The 16,754-nt window shown below is 68.3% G+C and carries 17 protein-coding genes; 12 read left to right on the top strand and 5 right to left on the bottom strand.

The window, feature by feature from the left end; genetic code table 11:
* The first annotated feature begins 74 nt into the window (after positions 1–74).
* The 9 genes from AB0J95_RS27335 to AB0J95_RS27295 all read left to right on the top strand — a co-directional run bounded on the left by AB0J95_RS27335 (position 75) and on the right by AB0J95_RS27295 (position 11,368).
* Positions 75–998 (top strand): ABC transporter permease, encoded by a 924-nt coding sequence (locus AB0J95_RS27335; RefSeq protein WP_364763555.1) that lies wholly within the window; start codon positions 75–77, stop codon positions 996–998.
* On the top strand, positions 999–1,994 hold the full coding sequence (locus AB0J95_RS27330; protein ID WP_364763552.1) for an ABC transporter permease: 996 nt from the start codon (positions 999–1,001) through the stop codon (positions 1,992–1,994).
* On the top strand, positions 1,991–3,685 hold the full coding sequence (locus AB0J95_RS27325; RefSeq protein ID WP_364763549.1) for an ABC transporter substrate-binding protein: 1,695 nt from the start codon (positions 1,991–1,993) through the stop codon (positions 3,683–3,685). Before AB0J95_RS27330 ends, AB0J95_RS27325 begins: the two co-directional genes overlap by 4 nt.
* Entirely contained in the window at positions 3,682–5,460 is a 1,779-nt protein-coding gene (locus tag AB0J95_RS27320; protein WP_364763546.1) for an ABC transporter ATP-binding protein, read from the top strand. The genes AB0J95_RS27325 and AB0J95_RS27320 overlap by 4 nt, the downstream gene beginning before the upstream one ends.
* Before the next feature lie 101 nt (positions 5,461–5,561).
* Complete coding sequence (locus tag AB0J95_RS27315; RefSeq protein ID WP_364763544.1) at positions 5,562–6,242, top strand: hypothetical protein; 681 nt, start codon at positions 5,562–5,564, stop codon at positions 6,240–6,242.
* A 50-nt stretch (positions 6,243–6,292) separates the two neighbouring features.
* The gene (locus AB0J95_RS27310) at positions 6,293–7,681 is read left to right on the top strand and encodes a M28 family metallopeptidase (RefSeq protein ID WP_364763541.1); all 1,389 of its coding nucleotides are present in this window, start codon (positions 6,293–6,295) and stop codon (positions 7,679–7,681) included.
* Positions 7,682–7,789: 108 nt separating this feature from the next.
* The gene (locus tag AB0J95_RS27305) at positions 7,790–8,125 is read left to right on the top strand and encodes a VOC family protein (protein WP_364763539.1); all 336 of its coding nucleotides are present in this window, start codon (positions 7,790–7,792) and stop codon (positions 8,123–8,125) included.
* A gap of 65 nt (positions 8,126–8,190) precedes the next feature.
* Positions 8,191–10,689: a DUF3516 domain-containing protein gene (locus AB0J95_RS27300; RefSeq protein WP_364763536.1), complete on the top strand. Its 2,499-nt coding sequence runs from the start codon at positions 8,191–8,193 to the stop codon at positions 10,687–10,689.
* A gap of 85 nt (positions 10,690–10,774) precedes the next feature.
* Positions 10,775–11,368: a hypothetical protein gene (locus AB0J95_RS27295; protein ID WP_364763535.1), complete on the top strand. Its 594-nt coding sequence runs from the start codon at positions 10,775–10,777 to the stop codon at positions 11,366–11,368.
* On the opposite strand, the gene AB0J95_RS27290 is transcribed toward AB0J95_RS27295, so the two are convergent.
* The 4 genes from AB0J95_RS27290 to soxR all read right to left on the bottom strand — a co-directional run bounded on the left by AB0J95_RS27290 (position 11,352) and on the right by soxR (position 14,404).
* A complete protein-coding gene (locus AB0J95_RS27290) occupies positions 11,352–12,533 on the bottom strand; it encodes a sigma-70 family RNA polymerase sigma factor (protein WP_364763532.1) in 1,182 nt (393 codons plus the stop codon). The genes AB0J95_RS27295 and AB0J95_RS27290 overlap by 17 nt on opposite strands.
* A complete protein-coding gene (locus AB0J95_RS27285; RefSeq protein ID WP_364763529.1) occupies positions 12,533–12,868 on the bottom strand; it encodes a YciI family protein in 336 nt (111 codons plus the stop codon). Before AB0J95_RS27285 ends, AB0J95_RS27290 begins: the two co-directional genes overlap by 1 nt.
* A gap of 81 nt (positions 12,869–12,949) precedes the next feature.
* Positions 12,950–13,921: a hypothetical protein gene (locus AB0J95_RS27280; RefSeq protein WP_364763526.1), complete on the bottom strand. Its 972-nt coding sequence runs from the start codon at positions 13,919–13,921 to the stop codon at positions 12,950–12,952.
* A gap of 9 nt (positions 13,922–13,930) precedes the next feature.
* Positions 13,931–14,404, bottom strand: a complete 474-nt coding sequence (soxR, locus tag AB0J95_RS27275) for a redox-sensitive transcriptional activator SoxR (protein ID WP_364763524.1) — start codon at positions 14,402–14,404, stop codon at positions 13,931–13,933.
* A gap of 78 nt (positions 14,405–14,482) precedes the next feature.
* On the opposite strand from soxR, the gene AB0J95_RS27270 reads away from it, so the two are divergent.
* The 3 genes from AB0J95_RS27270 to pcaC are packed head-to-tail and all read left to right on the top strand — an operon-like array spanning position 14,483 to position 16,504.
* On the top strand, positions 14,483–15,133 hold the full coding sequence (locus tag AB0J95_RS27270; RefSeq protein ID WP_364763521.1) for an SDR family oxidoreductase: 651 nt from the start codon (positions 14,483–14,485) through the stop codon (positions 15,131–15,133).
* Positions 15,130–16,131, top strand: a complete 1,002-nt coding sequence (locus tag AB0J95_RS27265; RefSeq protein ID WP_364763518.1) for an S-adenosylmethionine:tRNA ribosyltransferase-isomerase — start codon at positions 15,130–15,132, stop codon at positions 16,129–16,131. The genes AB0J95_RS27270 and AB0J95_RS27265 overlap by 4 nt, the downstream gene beginning before the upstream one ends.
* Positions 16,124–16,504, top strand: a complete 381-nt coding sequence (gene pcaC, locus AB0J95_RS27260) for a 4-carboxymuconolactone decarboxylase (protein WP_364763516.1) — start codon at positions 16,124–16,126, stop codon at positions 16,502–16,504. Before AB0J95_RS27265 ends, pcaC begins: the two co-directional genes overlap by 8 nt.
* Here the strand turns inward: pcaC and AB0J95_RS27255 are convergent.
* Entirely contained in the window at positions 16,492–16,719 is a 228-nt protein-coding gene (locus AB0J95_RS27255; RefSeq protein ID WP_364763513.1) for a hypothetical protein, read from the bottom strand. The genes pcaC and AB0J95_RS27255 overlap by 13 nt on opposite strands.
* Positions 16,720–16,754: the final 35 nt, after the last annotated feature.

Genomic DNA, 16,754 nt, shown 5'->3' with positions numbered 1-16,754 from the left:
GGGTGTGGACCTGAGACCTCCGGTGCCTAAGGTCCGTGCTCGTCACCCGAACAGCCGATTCACGGGTAGGTGCTGTGTCCGACCCCTTACCGGTCACGCCGACCGCCGCGCGCTCGTTGCCGGCGGCGCTCTGGCGCGCGATCCGGTCCGATGCGTGGACGATGGTGTGCGCGGTGATCATCGCCGTGATCGTGCTGATGGCGGTCGGCGCGGACTTGTGGGTGGCGGTCGAGGGGCAGAGTCTGACGCCGGATATCGGCAACCTCGTGAACGGCGTGCCCAAGGGCGCGCTGGGCGGGGTCAGCGGGGATCACTGGTTCGGGGTCGAGCCGCTCACCGGGATCGACATGTTCGCGCTGGTCGCGCACGGTGCGCGGGTGTCGCTGCTGGTCGGGATCGGGGCGACGGTGCTGGCCACGGTGCTGGGCGTGCTGATCGGCGTGGTCGCCGGGTATGTCGGCGGCTGGCTGGACCGGCTGGTCACCTGGTCGGCGGACGTGTTCCTCGGCTTCCCGTACCTGATCTTCATGATCGCCCTCGGCGCGGTCACCCCGCTCGGGTTCCCCCGCCAACTCCTGCTGATCCTCGTGCTCGGCGTGTTCGGCTGGCCGAGAATCGCCCGGATCGTGCGAGCACAGACGCTCTCGCTCACGAAGCGTAACTTCGTGTCCGCCTCCAAGGCGATGGGCGGCGGCACCTGGCACGTGTTCACCACGCAGCTGCTGCCCAACCTGTGGGCGCCGATCATCGTGGTGGCCAGCCTGACCATCCCGGCGCAGATCGGCAGCGAGGCGGCGTTGTCGTTCCTCGGCGTCGGCGTCCGCCCGCCCACGCCGAGCTGGGGCCGGACGATCTCCACGGCGATCGACTGGTTCGAGACCGACCCGATGTACCTGATCTTCCCCGGCCTGATGCTGTTCCTGATCACCCTGGCGTTCAACGTGGTCGGCGACAGCCTGCGGGACGAGCTGGACCCGCGGTCGAAGGGACGGCTGTAGATGCGGACCGCCAAGTTCGTGCTGACCCGCGTCGCCGGGATGATCATCGTGCTGCTGATCGTCACCTTCGTGACGTTCCTGGTTTTCTACGTGCTGCCATCGGATCCGGCGCAGCTCGCATGTGGACGCCCATGCTCGCCGGAGGCGCTGAGCCTGGCGCGCGAGTTCATGGGCTTCAACGTGCCCTGGTACCAGCAGTTCCTGGACTTCCTCGGCGGCATCTTCTCCGGGCGGACGTTCGGCACCGGGGCGACCGCGATCCATTGCACCGCACCGTGTTTCGGCTATGACTTCCAGAACAACGTGGAGGTGCTGACCGAGATCACCGACCGGATCGAGGTGAGCTTCTCGGTCGCGTTCGGTGCCGCGGTGATCTGGCTGATCTCCGGCGTCGGGCTCGGCGTGCTGTCGGCGTTGCGCCGCGGCAGGCCGATCGACCGGATCACCATGGCGGTCGCCATGGCCGGTGTGTCCATGCCCGCCTATCTGGCCGGGATGATCGGCATCACGATCTTCGCGTTCGCGTTGGATGTGGTGCCCAAGAACGGATACGTCTCGATCACCGACGATCCCGCGCAATGGGCGTGGCATTTGGTGTTGCCCTGGCTGGTGTTGGCTTTCCTGCACGCGGCGATCTACGCGCGGCTCACCCGCGGCCAGATGGTCGAGACACTCGGCGAGGACTTCATCCGCACCGCCCGCGCCAAAGGCCTCACCGAGACCAAGGTCGTCGGGAAACACGCTCTGCGCAACGTTCTGCTGCCGGTGATCACGGTGTTCGGGGTGGACCTCGGCGCCCTGCTGGCCGGCACCGTCATCACCGAACGGATCTTCGGGATGGCCGGGGTGGGCAAGTTGCTGGTCGACGCGATCGCCGGGATGAACCTCCCGGTGATGCTCGGAGTCACGCTGTTCTCCGCGCTGATCGTGACCTTCATGAACTTCGCCGTCGACTTGTTCTACGGCGCGCTCGACCCGCGGGCGCGCCTGACATGAAGGGGAGCCAAGTGAAACGCTTGATCGCCGGAGTCGCCGTCACCGCGACGCTGCTCACGGCCTGTGGCGCCAACGACACTCCGTCCGGGGGAACGGCCAACGGCGGCGGTACCGTCAAAGCCGGTGGCACGCTCTACATCCTGACCGACTCGCCGAGCCAGCAGTTCGACCCGGCCAAGAGCAGCAACCTGGTGATCACCGCGTTGAGCCTGGTGCACCGGCGGTTGACGTCCTGGAGCGTCGCCCCGGGCAAGGACACCGAGATCGTGCCGGACCTGGCCACCGACACCGGGAAGGCCTCCGACGGCGGCAAGACGTGGACGTTCACCCTCAAGGACGGCCTCAAGTTCGGCGACGGCACGCCGATCAAGTCGGCGGATGTCAAGTGGGGCCTGGAAAGGTCGTTCGCGCCCGCGTTCTCCGGCGGCCTGACCTACCACAAGGACCTGCTCTCGCCGGGCCTGGCGTACAAAGGACCGTTCGACGGCGGCAAGGAGCTCGACACGATCGAGACCCCCGACGACAAGACGATCATCTTCCACCTGGCCCGCCCGTACGGTGACTTCAACTGGGTGGCAAGCACTCCCGCGTTCGCGCCGGTGCCCAAGGGCAAGGGCGCCGAGGCCGACTACGGCAACCACCCGGTCACCTCGGGCCCGTACAACGTGCAGAGCTACGAGCGCGGCAAGGGCGCGACGCTGGTGCGCAACCCGAACTGGAGCGCCACCGAGGACACCACCCGCAAGGGCTACCCCGACAAGATCGAGTTCCAGCTCGGCCAGCAGACCGCGGTGATCGCCAAGCGGCTGATCGACGACTCCGGCAACGACCAGACCGCGTTCGGCGCCCCGTTCGTCGCGCCCGCGCAGCTGGTCCAGATCACCGGCAACCCGTCGGCCAAGTCCCGGCTGGTCACCTCGGAATCCGGTGCGCTGGCCTATCTTTCGCTGAACGTCACCCGCGGCAAGCTCGCCGATCCCAACGTGCGCAAGGCCTTCCAGTACGCCGTGGACAAGGCGGCCTACCAGGTGGCCAGCGCGGGCAGCCCGGACCTGGCCGGCGAGGTGGCCACCACGCTGATCACCCCGGGCATCAAGGGCCGGGAGAAGTTCGACCTCTACCCGGCGCCGCCCGCCGGTGACCCGGAGAAGGCCAAGCAGCTGCTGGCCCAGGCGGGCCTGCCGAACGGGCTGGACGGCCTGGTCCTGGTGACCCGCAACGAGAACAGCTACCCGGAGAAGGCCGCGGCGATCCAGGCCGGACTGGCCAGAGCGGGCATCAAGGTGACCATCAAGACCCTGGACACCGACGCCTACACCCAGGAAGTGGACACCAAGGAGAACCCGGACTACGACCTGGCGCTGTCCTCGTGGCAGCCGGACATCCCGTCGGCCAACGCGAACATCCAGCCGCTGTTCCAGTCCACCGAGATCGGCGGCGGTGGCGTCAACGAGTCCCGGCTCAACGACCCGGACATCGACAAGGGCATCATCGACGCACAGTCCTCAGTGGACCCCGCCGATGCCGCCAAGAAGTGGGTCGAGCTGGACAAGAAGCTGATGGAGAAGTCGGTCGTGGTCCCGTTGATCTACACCAGGAACTCGTTCCTGCACGGCTCCAAGCTGGGCAACTTCGTCATCGGCAAGTTCCCGGCCTATGTGGACTACCGCCAGTGGGGTGTCATCCAGTGAGTTCCGCCTCGCCAGCCGGGTCGCTGGCAGATCCGGCTGGCGAGGCCGTTCTCCTTGCCCTGCACGATGTCTCGGTGACGTTCGGCGGCACCGTCGAGGCCGTGCGATCGGTGAGCTACTCGATCTCGCCGGGTGAAGTCGTTGCCGTGGTGGGGGAATCGGGGTCCGGCAAGACCGTGACCGCGATGTCCTTGCTGGGCCTGCTTCCCGCGACCGCGACCGTCACCGGGCAGGCGCTGCTCGAAGGCCGCGACCTCTACCGGATGGCGCCCGAGGAGCTGCGGGCGGTGCGCGGCAACGACATCGCCATGGTGTTCCAGGAGCCGATGAGCGCGCTCAACCCGGTGTTCACCGTCGGCGACCAGCTCGTCGAGGCGATCCGCGTGCACCAGGATCTGTCCTCTTCGGACGCTCGCAGGCGCGCGATCGAACTGCTGGACCTGGTCGGGCTTCCCTCGCCGGAACAACGGTTCCGGGCATACCCGCACGAGCTGTCCGGCGGGCAGCTGCAGCGGATCGTGATCGCCATGGCGGTGGCCAACGATCCCAAGCTCCTGGTCGCCGACGAACCGACCACCGCGCTGGATGTCACCGTCCAGGCCGAGATCCTGGAACTGTTGCGGGACCTGCGGTCCAGGCTGGACACCGCGATCCTGTTGATCACTCACGACATGGGCGTGGTCGCCGACATCGCCGACCGGGTGGTGGTGATGTACGACGGTCAGGTGGTCGAGCAGGGCACGGTCACCGAGATCTTCGCCCGGCCGCGGGAACGGTACACCCGGCAACTGCTCGGCTCGGTCATCTCGCTTGGTTCGTCGGCCACCGAAGGACTTGAGCGGGCACTGACGTCCGATCTCGTGGTGCGCGAGAACCATCTGGCCGTCGCCGAGCATCCGGCGGCCAGTTCTGTGCCTGACGTTCCTTTCGTGTCACCGATTCTGGCTGTCGAGGACCTGTGCGTCGTCTACGGCGGACGGTTCCGGTCCATCTCGGTGCGCGCCGCTTCCCACGTGAGCGTTCACATCGAACCCGGCGAGGTGCTCGGCCTGGTCGGCGAGTCCGGGTCGGGCAAGAGCACCGTGGCCGGTGCGGTCACCGGTCTGATCACGCCGACCCGGGGGGCCGTCCACATCGCCGGGACGAACATCGCCGAGGTGCGCGGCCGGGCCGCGAAGGCGTTGCGGCGCAGGATCGGCGTGGTGTTCCAGGATCCACTGTCCTCGCTCAATCCACGCGCGACGGTCGGCGACAGCGTCGCCGAACCCATCCGCCTGCACAAGCCGACTACAAGAAGAGCGCTCCCGCCGTCTGATGTGGACGATCGAGTGGCCGCCCTGTTCACCTCCGTGAACCTGGACCCATCTTTGCGGAATCGTTACCCGCACGAGCTTTCCGGCGGCCAGCGGCAGCGCGTGTGCATCGCGCGAGCCCTCGCTCTGGGCCCTGACCTGCTCGTTGCCGATGAACCGACGAGCGCTTTGGACGTGTCTGTACAGGCGCGGATCTTGGATTTGTTCCGTTCGTTGCAGGACGAACACGGCTTCGCGTGCCTGTTCATCAGTCATGATCTCGCTGTTATAGAACAGCTCGCGAGCCGCGTCGCGGTGATGCACCGCGGCCACGTCGTCGAGCAGGGACCGACCAAAGCGGTCCTCGCCGAGCCGATTCACCCTTACACACAACGACTTCTGGCCGCGGCGCCGGTCGCCGACCCGGAGCAGCAGCGCCGCCGGCGGGAGGCCTGGCGCAAGCTCGAATGGACGCCACAGTGATCCATTGTGGAGGATCATGCTCACCGCGCATGACTCGTTGACCCTGTTGCGGCCCGACGGTACGAAACGTTCCGGAGGCAGGCAGGTGGGGAGGAGTTGTGGTGGGCAAGGTCAACTGGACCGTTGTGGCCATATCCGCTGGAGTCACTCTCGGGGCGAGCGTCGCGGTGCTGAGCACCTCCGGCAGCGACGTGCCCGAGGCGGGTGGGCAGATCATCGTCCCGCAACCGCAACCGGTGCTGGCGGGTGAGACCGCCGAGGTACCGGCGCCGGAAGTGGACGTGCCGGACCAGCCGGTTCCACCGGCACCCCCTTCGGTGATCACCGTTAACCTTCCGGTGCGGCCGTCGGGATACACCGCCACTCCGCCGATGCCGCCGCGTCCGGCGCCGCCGCCCGCTGTGCGGGTCAACGCGGCAGTGAACGTGAACCCGGGCAACCTGATCCGGAACACAACCACGACGACGAACGAGTTCGTCAACCGGATCATCGGCATGTCACCGATGCCCGGGTTCGGCTGGTTCGGCCCCACCGTCAACGTCCCGGTGCGCACGACGTTCAACACGCAGTTGTCGCGGCAGCCGCAGTCCTGGCTGTCGGCGCAGTCGTCGTTGGCTTCACAGTCGTCGCTGGTGTCGCAGCCATCGGTGTCGAGCCGGTCCTCGATGAGCCTCCCGGCGATGTCGGCGATGTCGGCCAGTTCGAGCAAGGTGAGCACCGGCGTAGGCCGGCACCGCGCGATCGACCGCGGCTGCCGCGGCGGCAGGCACCACCGCCACTAAGCCGACTTTCGGCGGTGGTCTTGACCTTTTGATGGGCGTACGCACAGCCCATGGGTACAAGACGAAACTTCTTGGCCGGATCCGTGGCCGCGGCCGCGCTTGTCGGCGTGCCCGCGGGCGCGTCCGAACTGGGCGACCGCGGTCCCGGGCAGCCGGTGCGGCCGCAGCCACCCGACGCTGAGCTGCGCGCCCTGCTGCGGGAGGTCGACCAGCGCCGGATCGAGGCGACCGTGCGCAAGCTGGCGTCGTTCGGCACCCGGCACACACTGTCGTCCCAGGACGATCCGGTGCGCGGCATCGGCGCCGCCCGGGACTGGCTGCTTGCGGAGTACACCAAGGTCGCACAGGCATCGGGTGGCCGGATGACGGTCGCGCTGCAGTCCTATGTGCAGCCGCCCACGCCGCGGATCCCGGTGGAGACCAGGATCACCAACGTGGTCGCGACCCTGCGGGGGTCGGCCACACCGGACCGGATCTACGTCGTGTCCGGGCACTACGACTCACGCGTGACCGATGTGCTGGACGCGGTGAAGGACGCGCCCGGCGCCGACGACGATGCCTCAGGTGTGGCCGTGGCTCTCGAACTGGCCCGGGTCATGGCTCGCCGCAAGCCCGCGGCGACCATCGTGTTCGCCGCGGTCGCCGGTGAGGAGCAGGGCCTGTTCGGCTCGGACTTCATGGCCAAGCAGTTCAAGGCCGCCTCGGCGGACGTGCAGGCCATGTTCACCAACGACATCGTCGGGTCCTCGCATGCGGACGACGGAACCGTTGACGCGCACACGATCCGGCTGTTCGCCGAGGGTGTGCCGACCGCCGAGACCCCGGCGGAGGCCAACACCCGGCGGTCGGTCGGCGGCGAGAACGACTCCACCTCACGACAGCTGTCGCGGTTCGCGCGGAGTGTCGCGGTGAACGACGCGACCGGGATGGACGTCCGCGTGATCTACCGCCGCGACCGGTACCTGCGCGGCGGCGACCACATCTCGTTCCTGACGCAGGGCTACCCGGCCTGCCGGTTCACCGAGCCGCACGAGGACTTCGCGCACCAGCACCAGGATGTGCGGGTCGAGAACGGCAAGCAGTTCGGCGACCTGCCGGAGTTCTGCGACTTCGCGTTCATCGCCCGCGTCGCCCGGGTCAACGGCGCCGTGCTGTGGTCGCTCGCCAACGCCCCCGGCACCCCCAAGGGCGTCAAGATCAGCACGGCGCAGCTGACCAACGACACCGATCTGCTGTGGACGCGTGGCACCGAACCGGATCTCGCGGGCTACGAGGTGGTCTGGCGCGAGACGACCGCCAACGACTGGACCCACGTGATCGACGTCGGCGACGTGGTCTCGGCGCGGATCGACCTGTCGAAGGACAACGTGTTCTTCGGCGTGCGGGCCTACAACAAGAAAGGACAGCGCAGCCCGGTTGCCTTCCCGGTGCCGTCGTGACGTTTCGTGATCCACGGGTTACGCAAAGTTCTTGGTCTTGGCTGTCGAGTTGGGCCGGTGCTCACCGTCCTTGAGGACATTCACCCACCCCCGACGAAGGAGCTGGTCATGTCCGGAGAGATCAACTGGTACGAGCTCGCGGTCGATGACACCGCCCAGGCCAAGAAGTTCTTCGGCGCCGTGTTCGGCTGGCAGACCCAGCCCATGGAGGGCATGGACTACAACCTGATCCAGGGCGGCCCGGCCGGCGCCATCGCCCCCAAGAGCGCGGACCTCCCGGCGAGCCGCGTCTACCTGTCGGTCGACGACCTGGACGCCACCCTGGCCAAGATCGCCGACCTCGGCGGCAAACCCGGCGAGACCATCCCGATCCCCGGTTTCGGCCGGATCGCCCACTGCGAGGACGACCAGGGCACCCTGTTCAGCCTGTACCAGGCGAGCTGACGGCGAGTGAACGGGCCGGTGCCAGCACCGGCCCGTTACCGCAGGTGGGCTAGATTTGAAGGGTCATGAACCTCACTGAGCGCCTGCCCGCGACCCCGGACCCCGACAGCCTCTTCGAAGCCTTCGCCGAGTGGGCGGCGGATCGGGGGCTGAGCCTCTACCCGGCGCAGGAGGAGGCGCTGATCGAGGTGGTGTCCGGGTCGAACGTGATCCTGGCGACGCCGACCGGCTCGGGTAAGAGCCTGGTGGCGGTGGGGGCGCACTTCGCGGCCCTGGCCGAGGGCAAGCGCAGCTTCTACACCGCGCCGATCAAGGCGCTGGTGTCGGAGAAGTTCTTCGACCTGTGCGAGGTGTTCGGCGCCGACCAGGTCGGGATGATGACCGGCGACTCCAGCGTGAACGGCAGCGCGCCGATCATCTGCTGCACCGCGGAGATCCTGGCGAACATCGCGTTGCGCGACGGCGCGGCCGCGGATGTCGGCCAGGTGGTCATGGACGAGTTCCACTTCTACTCGGAGCCGGACCGCGGCTGGGCGTGGCAGGTTCCGTTGCTGGAGCTGCCGAGGGCGCAGTTCGTGCTGATGTCCGCGACCCTCGGCGACGTCACGCGGTTCGAGAAGGACCTCACCCGGCGCACCGGCCGGACGACGACCACGGTCAGCTCGGCGCAGCGGCCGGTCCCGTTGTTCTACAACTACGCGTTGACGCCGTTGCACGAGACGCTCGAAGAGTTGTTGTACACCAACCAGGCGCCGATCTACGTCGTGCACTTCACGCAGGCGGCGGCGATCGAGCGGGCGCAGGCGTTGATGAGCATCAACGTGTCCACGCGCGAGGAGAAGGACGAGATCGCCCGGATGATCGGGCGGTTCCGGTTCACCTCCGGGTTCGGCAAGACGCTGTCCCGGTTGGTGCGGCACGGGATCGGCGTGCACCACGCGGGCATGCTGCCCAAGTACCGGCGGTTGGTGGAGCGCCTCGCGCAGGCCGGTCTGCTGAAGATCATCTGCGGTACGGACACGCTCGGTGTGGGCATCAATGTTCCTATCAGGACGGTTCTGTTCACCGGTCTGTCCAAATACGACGGTGTGAAGACGCGGCACCTCAAGGCTCGTGAGTTCCACCAGATCGCCGGCCGGGCCGGTCGGGCCGGGTTCGACACGGTCGGCAACGTGGTCGTGCAGGCGCCGGAGCATGACGTCGAGAACGAGCGTCTGCTCGCCAAGGCGGGGGACGATCCCAAGAAGCGCCGCAAGGTGGTGCGCAAGAAGGCGCCGGACGGCTTTGTCTCGTGGGGGAAGCCGACCTTCGAGCGGTTGGTCGCGGCCGAGCCGGAGCCGCTGACGTCGAGCTTCGCGGTGAGCCATTCCATGCTGCTCAACGTGATCGGGCGGCCGGGCGACGCGTTCAAGGCGATGCGGCACCTGCTGGAGGACAACCACGAGGACCGGGCGTCGCAGCGCAAGCTGATCCGCCGCTCGATCGCGATCTACCGTGCCCTGCTGGCCGCGGGTGTGGTCGAGAAGCTCGACACACCTGACGAGGAAGGCCGCTCGGTGCGGGTCACGGTGGACCTGCAGTTCGACTTCGCGTTGAACCAGCCGCTGTCACCGTTGGCGCTGGCCGCGATCGACCTGCTGGACAAGGAGTCGCCGAGCTACGCGCTGGACGTGCTGTCGGTGATCGAGTCCACTCTGGACAGTCCTCGTCAGGTTCTCTCGGCGCAGCAGCACAAGGCGCGCGGCGAGGCCGTGAACAAGATGAAGGCCGAGGGGATCGAGTACGACCAGCGGATGGAGCTGCTGGAGGAGGTCAAGCACCCTGAGCCGCTGGCGGAGTTGCTGCACGCGGCGTACGAGATGTACCGCCAGGGCCACCCCTGGGTCGCCGACTACCACCTCGAGCCGAAATCCGTGGCGCGCGACATGTTCGAGCGCGGAATGACGTTCGCCGAATACGTGAGCTTCTACCAGCTGGCGCGTTCGGAAGGCCTGGTCCTGCGCTACCTGGCCGATGCCTACAAGGCCGTCCGTCAGACCGTCCCCGACGAGGCGAAAACCGAGGAACTGCAGGACCTCGTCGAATGGCTGGGTGAACTGGTCCGCCAGGTCGACTCCAGCCTGATCGACGAGTGGGAGAAACTCCGCAACCCCGACGACCTCCCCGAGCAGGACCACGATGACACCCCACCGGCCGTCACCCAGAACGAGCGCGCTTTCCGCGTCCTGGTCCGCAACGCCATGTTCCGCCGCGTGGAGTTGGCCTCCCGCAGGGCTTACTACGACCTCGGCGAACTCGACGCCGCCTCCGGCTGGGACGCCGACGCCTGGCAGGAAGCCCTCTCGCCGTACTTCGCGGAACACACCGAAATCCCCACCGGCCCCAACGCCCGCGGCCCCCACCTCCTCGTGATAGAGCAGGAGGAGGAGCGCTGGCTCGTGCGCCAGATCCTCGACGACCCCGCCGGCGACCACGACTGGGCCATCACCGCCGAGGTCGACCTCGCGGCCTCCGACGAAGCCGGCACCGCGATCCTCCACATAACCTCCGTCGGCAATACCTGAACCGCCCCTCAGTACTGAGAACCAGAGAAGGTGGGGGACTGTGGAGCTCGGGGAGCTTGTGTTTCATCTCCGCAAGCGGCGGAGGATGTACGTTCTCGACGACCGGTTCTCGACGGTGGTGGCCTTTGTTGACGGCTTCAACGCGGCGCACGACGGTCAAGCCCTCGCGGGCTTTGGAGAATTGGTCGCAGACCGGGTTCTCGGCGGTCCCACCGGTCTTCACTGGGCGTATGTCATTGCCAACAGCCTGGTGCCGGACATGACCGGGATGAGGCTCGAAGAGATCCCGCCCCAGTTCAACGCGCCGCTCACCAACCGTCTGCTCGATCTGATCGACGAGTTCGTGCTGGCGTCAAGGGCGACGGGGCAGCCCATGAACCATCTGCTGGTGGGTGTGGAGGCGTGGGTTGCCCGGCATCGGGGAGCCATGGTGGAACGTGGGCTTGCGGTGGAAATTGAGCGGTCGCCGGGGGATCGCAGCAAACAGGCGGTCAGCGTGGGTATTGACGCTGGTGGGCGCGTGGGGCAGTTGGTGGTGTGGGATTCCGGCGAGGTCGAGATGACGCTGGGCGGTGTCGACTCGGATGAAGTGGCAGTCGAGGCCGGCGACGTCGAGACGGTTGCCCAGGTTGAGCAGTGGCTGCACAGGGTGTGGAACGGCGTCACGGCAGGGAGTTGAGGCGGTAGCGGAGGAAGCGGCGGTCGGCGTCCTCGGTGGCCAGCTCGAGCGCGCGGGCGTACGCGGTGCGGGCTTCGTCGAAGCGGTCCAGGCGGCGCAGGAGGTCCGCGCGGGCGGAGTGCATGAGGTGGAACTTGTCCAGGCCCGTGATGGTGTCCATCAGCCGGAGGCCTTCGGCGGGGCCGGAGGTCATCGCGACGGCCACCGCCAGGTTCAGCGAGATCACGGGGGAGGGGGTGCGGACCGCCAATTCGGTGTACAGGGCCACGATCTGGTCCCAGTCGGTGTCCGAAAAGGACTTTGCCTGGGAGTGGACCGCGGCGATCGCGGCCTGGAGTTGGTAGGGGCCTGGGGAACGTCGGGACAGAGCCAGGTCGAGCAAGGAGGTGCCCTCGGTGATCGCGGCCTGGTCCCACAGCGACCGGTCCTGGTCCTCCAGCAGGACAAGATCACCTGAAGGTGTCCGCCGGGCCGAGGAACGGGACTCCTGCAACACCATCAACGCCACCAGCCCCAGCGCCTCCGGCTCGTCGGGCATGAGCGAGGCGATGAGCTTGCCGAGCCGGATCGCCTCCGCGGCCAGCGACCGGTCAGAAGCCACATATGACTGGGTGTAAGCCAGATACACCACCGCCAGCACGGAGGACAGGCGCGAAGGCAGCTGGTGGTCCGACGGCACGGTGAAGGTGATCCGGGCGTCGCGGATCTTGCGTTTCGCCCGCACCAGCCGTTGGGCCATTGTGGACTCCGGCACCAGGAACGCCCGCGCGATCTGGAAAGCCGTGAGACCGGCCACCGCCTGCAACGTCAGCGCCACCCGCGCCTCCAGCGACAACGCCGGGTGACAGCACGTGAAGATCAGGCTCAACCGGTCGTCGCCCGCCCGCAGCAGAGCGTCGTCCGACGAGAAGAACGCGGGCACCGGCACCTCCTCCACCGAGAGACTCCGGCGGGCCCGGCGGATCCGGTCGATGGCCTTGTTTCGGGCCACGGTCAGCAGCCACGCCATCGGGTCGTCGGGCACCACCGTCCAGGACCGCAGAGCCTGGGTGCACGCGTCTTGCAGGCTGTCCTCCGCCAGCTCCATGTCGCCGCCGAGGACACGGACCAGCGCCGCCAGCATCCGGGTCCGGTGCTCGCGGAAGACCTGCTCGACGGCGTGCACTAGCCGAACTGGGCTTCCAGGACCGGCCGGATCTCGACGGTGCCCAGCTTGGCCAGCGGGCAGAGGGACGCCAGCTCGATGGCCGCGTCGAGGTCGGCGCAGTCGACCATGAAGTACCCGCCGAGCGCCTCGTGGGTCTCCGCGTACGGCCCGTCGGTGATCAGCACCTCGTCGGACCGGACCTGCACGGTGGTGGCCGTGTCGGGCAGGTGCAGCGGGTCGGCGCCGAGGAACACGCCCCGCGCCATCAGTTCCTTCACGTATTTGTTGACCTCGTTGTACGCGTCCGGCAGCTCTTCCCGGTGGCAGCCGTAGATCAACAGCATGTAGCGCATTCTCGATCCTCCCGGTTGGCGGTCGTCAGGAGAATGACGATCGGGCCGGCCCCATCTCGACACGGGGCCGGCCCGAGAAATCTACGACTTCGCGATCGCCGGCAGCCAGTCGACCACCGAACCTTCGGCGTCCTCCGCGTAGAGGGCCTCGTGCTCCAGGTCGTCGAACGCGTGCTCGTCGAACGCGGCGAACGCGCGCTTGAGCACGTCCTCCTCCAGCAGACCCGTGGTGGCCAGCTCCTCGCGGGCCCGCGACTTGAGCAGGTGCAGGGCCAGCGCCTCGGCGGCGGTCTGCGGGGGTACCCACTCCTCCTCGGTCAGCCGCTGGCCGACGATCACGGTCGCGATCAGGAACCGCTTGGCGAACCACGCCGAGTACTGGTCGGTGAACGCGGGCGGCAGCTCGTCGAGCACCAGCAGGCCCTCGTGCTGGTCCGCGGTGGTGTCCTCCTCGTCCAGCGCGGCGACGTCGTCGAACAGCTCGTCGATCACCACGACGACCGCCTCGGCCAGCGCCCCGGCCACCAGCTCGGCCTGCTCGGGGGTGACACCGTCCTCGCTGCCGAACGCGTCGGTGCCCAGCGCCTGCACCAGCTCGGCCTCGCCGACCAGCTGGTCGTGCCGCTCGGTGAGCTCCTCGTCGGTCAGCTCGATGTGCTCGACCTCGAGGTCCTCGTCCGCCTCGGCGTCCTCGGCGGGCTCGTCCTCCAGCGCCGTCTCCAGGTCCTCGTCGCTGACGGTGACCTCACACGACTGCACGGTCCAGTCCGCGAGCAGTTCGGTGCGTTCCAGCAGCTCGGTGAGCACCGCGCGGGCGGCCTCCTCGGCGAATGCCAGCGCGGGGGCCTCGACCAGCCAGTTGATCGACGCGCCACCGGCGTGCGCGGTCACCTCGTGATCGAGCGGCTCGATCTCGACGCCGTCGGGACCTTCGATGCCGGCCAGCAGGTCGAGCTGCTCGTCGAGCAGCGACACCACGCCGTGGCGGTGCAGTGCGTCCAGTTCCGGGGTGCCCGCCGGCGGGGCGACCTCGGCCTTGAGCTGGTAATCCATGCTCCGGAGTTAACCATCCTGCCCCGGCTGGGCTGCACGCAGCCGTCGCGGGAAGTAGGCGGCTCCCGGCCCCAGGGTGGCCATGCCGTCGTCCGGGTTGGAGAACGCGCAGGTCCGCAGCGAGAGGCAGCCGCAGCCGATGCACGACTCCAGCCCGTCGCGCAGTGTCTGCAGGGCGGTGATCTGCTCGTTGAGCCGCTCCTTCCAGCCGCGCGACAGCCGCGCCCAGTCGGCCTTGGTCGGCGTCCGGCCGGACGGCAGCAGCGCCAGCGACTCGGCCACCTCTTCCAAGGTCAGCCCGACATTGCGCGCGGCGCGGATGAAAGCCAAGCGCCGCAACACGTTCCGTTCGTAGCGGCGCTGGTCGCCGGACGTGCGGGTGGACGTGATCAGGCCGAGCCGGTCGTAGTAGCGGACCGCGGAGGTGGCGAACCCGCTGCGGCGGGCCACCTCGCCGACGGTGAGCAGATCGGTCGCGTGCATCGGAAGGGATCCTTGACTTGAAGTTGACTTCAACTATCAGGATGGACCCCAGGGACACCGAGAGCAAGGAGCGGACCAATGCCAGTCGGCATCATCACCGGGGCGTCCAAGGGGTTCGGCCGGGCGCTGACGCACGCCCTCGCCGAGCGCGGCTGGGACCTGTACGTCGACGCGCGCAACGCGGAAGCCTTGAAGCAGGCCGGTTTCGGCCCGAACGTGACCGTGGTGCCGGGCGACGTCACGGATCCACACCATCGAAGAGACTTGTTAGGGCGCATACATACTCTGGACCTGTTGGTGAACAACGCCAGCGCGCTCGGCCCGAGCCCGCAGCCGAAGCTGGCGGACTATCCGCTGGATGTGTTCGGCCAGGTCTACGAGGCCAACGTGCTAGCGCCGCTGGCCCTTGTGCAGCTGGCGATCCCGGCACTGTCCACAGTGGGCGGTACGGTGGTGAACGTCAGCTCCGACGCGGCCGTGGAGGCCTACGAGGGCTGGGGCGGCTACGGGTCCAGCAAGGCCGCGCTCGACCGGCTCAGTGCGGTCCTCGCGGTGGAACACCCCGGCCTGCGCATCTACGCGTTCGACCCGGGCGACATGCGGACCGACATGCACCAGGCCGCGTTCCCCGGCGAGGACATCTCCGACCGCGCCGAACCGGAGACGGTCGTTCCCGCGCTGCTGAGGCTGATCGACGAGCGGCCGCCGAGCGGGCGGTACACGAAATGATGTTGTCCGCCGTCGAACCGCCGGAGGCGCACGGCGTGCCCAGGGACGGGGTGCGCATGCTCGTGGCGCACCCCACCGGGATCTGGCACGCGCACTTCGCCGACCTGACCCGGTACCTGAACCCCGGCGACCTGATCGTGGTGAACAACTCCGCAACCCTTGCGGCCGCGGCGGATGGCCGCCGGGGCAACGACAAGGTCACCGTGCACTTCTCGACCGAGCTCGACGACGGCCGGTGGGTGGTCGAGGTCCGCCCGCCCGGCAAGGCGGCCGGATCGATCCAGGATCTCGTTGCCGGGGAACGGATAGAGCTCGACGGTGGTGAATTTCCCTGGGGTGATCTGGTACTCGAGACCCCTTACGTGCCAGGGCGTCTGTGGCGCGCGAAGGTGTCGATGAGCGTGCCGGAGTTCCTGGGCGAGCACGGCCGGCCGATCCGGTATGCGTATGTCGACCGGGAATGGCCGATCGAGGACTACCAAACGGTGTTCGCCCGCACGCCGGGCAGCGCGGAGATGCCGAGCGCGGGCCGCCCGTTCTCCACCGGACTGGTCACCTCGCTGGTGGCCGCGGGTGTGACGGTCGCCCCGATCACGTTGCACACCGGCGTTTCCTCGCTGGAGGACGGCGGCGGCCCGCTGCCGGAACGGTTCCACGTGCCGGAAGCCACCGCGCGCCTGGTGAACCTGACCAGGGCGGCGAACCGGCGGGTCGTCGCGGTCGGCACGACCGTCACCCGCGCGCTGGAATCGGTGGCAGCGGACGGAAAGGTGACCGGCGGCGCCGGGTGGACCGATCTCGTGCTCGGCCCGGACCGGCCCGCGCAGGTGGTCGGCGGCCTGATCACCGGCTGGCACGCACCCGGTGCGTCGCACCTGTTGCTGCTGCAGGCCGTTGCCGGGAAAGACCTGGTCAGCCGCGCTTACGCGGCCGCCGAGACGGCGGGGTACCTGTGGCACGAGTTCGGCGACAGTTGCCTACTGTTGCCGGATGACTGACGAGGAACGCCACGAACAGGGGATGCGGGTCCGCCGGGAGGTGCTCGGCGATGAGCACGTCGACCGTGCCATCGCCAGGACCGACGACGTGACCCGCGACTTCCAGGACTTCATCACCCGCACGGCCTGGGGGGACATCTGGAGCAGGCCGGGGCTGGCGCGGCGGGACCGCAGCCTGGTCGTCCTGGCCCTGTTGGCGGCGTTGCAGCACGAGGGCGAGCTGGCGATGCACATCCGCGCGGCCCTGCGCAACGGCGTGACCCGCGCGGAGATCCAGGAAGTCCTGCTCCAGGTCGGCGTGTACGCGGGCGTCCCGACCGCCAACCGCGCCTTCGCGGTCGCCCAGGACGTTCTCGCAGGTCAGGCCGACTGAGCGGCGACCGTGGCGGGGTGCAGGCGCAGACCGACACCGGCCCACAGGGCGCGTCGGACGGCCTCGTAGCAGGGACGGCAGGCGGGAACCTTGATCGGCCGGGTGGGCGACTGGTTCAGGGACACGCTCAGGCCGGGCTCCGCCGTGGACTGGCAGGTGCTGTGGTGGTGGCCTGCGGGGGCACAGACGCACAGACACGCGGTGGTGGGGTTCATCGCGACCTCCATTGGTGAGCGTGATGCACCACACT

This window comes from Actinocrispum sp. NPDC049592, assembly GCF_040675465.1.
In the GTDB taxonomy this organism is placed as follows: domain Bacteria; phylum Actinomycetota; class Actinomycetes; order Mycobacteriales; family Pseudonocardiaceae; genus Kibdelosporangium.
This window is presented reverse-complemented; position numbering and strand designations above follow the sequence as displayed.

Bases quoted from the DNA above. Each gene is read 5' to 3' on its own strand.
- AB0J95_RS27300 (WP_364763536.1), top strand. From the start codon at position 8,191: ATGAACCTCACTGAGCGCCTGCCCGCGACCCCGGACCCCGACAGCCTC.
- AB0J95_RS27265 (WP_364763518.1), top strand. From the start codon at position 15,130: ATGATGTTGTCCGCCGTCGAACCGCCGGAGGCGCACGGCGTGCCCAGG.
- AB0J95_RS27285 (WP_364763529.1), bottom strand. From the start codon at position 12,868: ATGCGCTACATGCTGTTGATCTACGGCTGCCACCGGGAAGAGCTGCCG.
- soxR (WP_364763524.1), bottom strand. From the start codon at position 14,404: ATGCACGCGACCGATCTGCTCACCGTCGGCGAGGTGGCCCGCCGCAGC.
- AB0J95_RS27305 (WP_364763539.1), top strand. From the start codon at position 7,790: ATGTCCGGAGAGATCAACTGGTACGAGCTCGCGGTCGATGACACCGCC.
- AB0J95_RS27310 (WP_364763541.1), top strand. From the start codon at position 6,293: ATGGGTACAAGACGAAACTTCTTGGCCGGATCCGTGGCCGCGGCCGCG.
- AB0J95_RS27325 (WP_364763549.1), top strand. From the start codon at position 1,991: ATGAAGGGGAGCCAAGTGAAACGCTTGATCGCCGGAGTCGCCGTCACC.
- AB0J95_RS27280 (WP_364763526.1), bottom strand. From the start codon at position 13,921: ATGGATTACCAGCTCAAGGCCGAGGTCGCCCCGCCGGCGGGCACCCCG.
- AB0J95_RS27270 (WP_364763521.1), top strand. From the start codon at position 14,483: ATGCCAGTCGGCATCATCACCGGGGCGTCCAAGGGGTTCGGCCGGGCG.
- AB0J95_RS27330 (WP_364763552.1), top strand. From the start codon at position 999: ATGCGGACCGCCAAGTTCGTGCTGACCCGCGTCGCCGGGATGATCATC.
- pcaC (WP_364763516.1), top strand. From the start codon at position 16,124: ATGACTGACGAGGAACGCCACGAACAGGGGATGCGGGTCCGCCGGGAG.
- AB0J95_RS27255 (WP_364763513.1), bottom strand. From the start codon at position 16,719: ATGAACCCCACCACCGCGTGTCTGTGCGTCTGTGCCCCCGCAGGCCAC.
- AB0J95_RS27295 (WP_364763535.1), top strand. From the start codon at position 10,775: ATGTACGTTCTCGACGACCGGTTCTCGACGGTGGTGGCCTTTGTTGAC.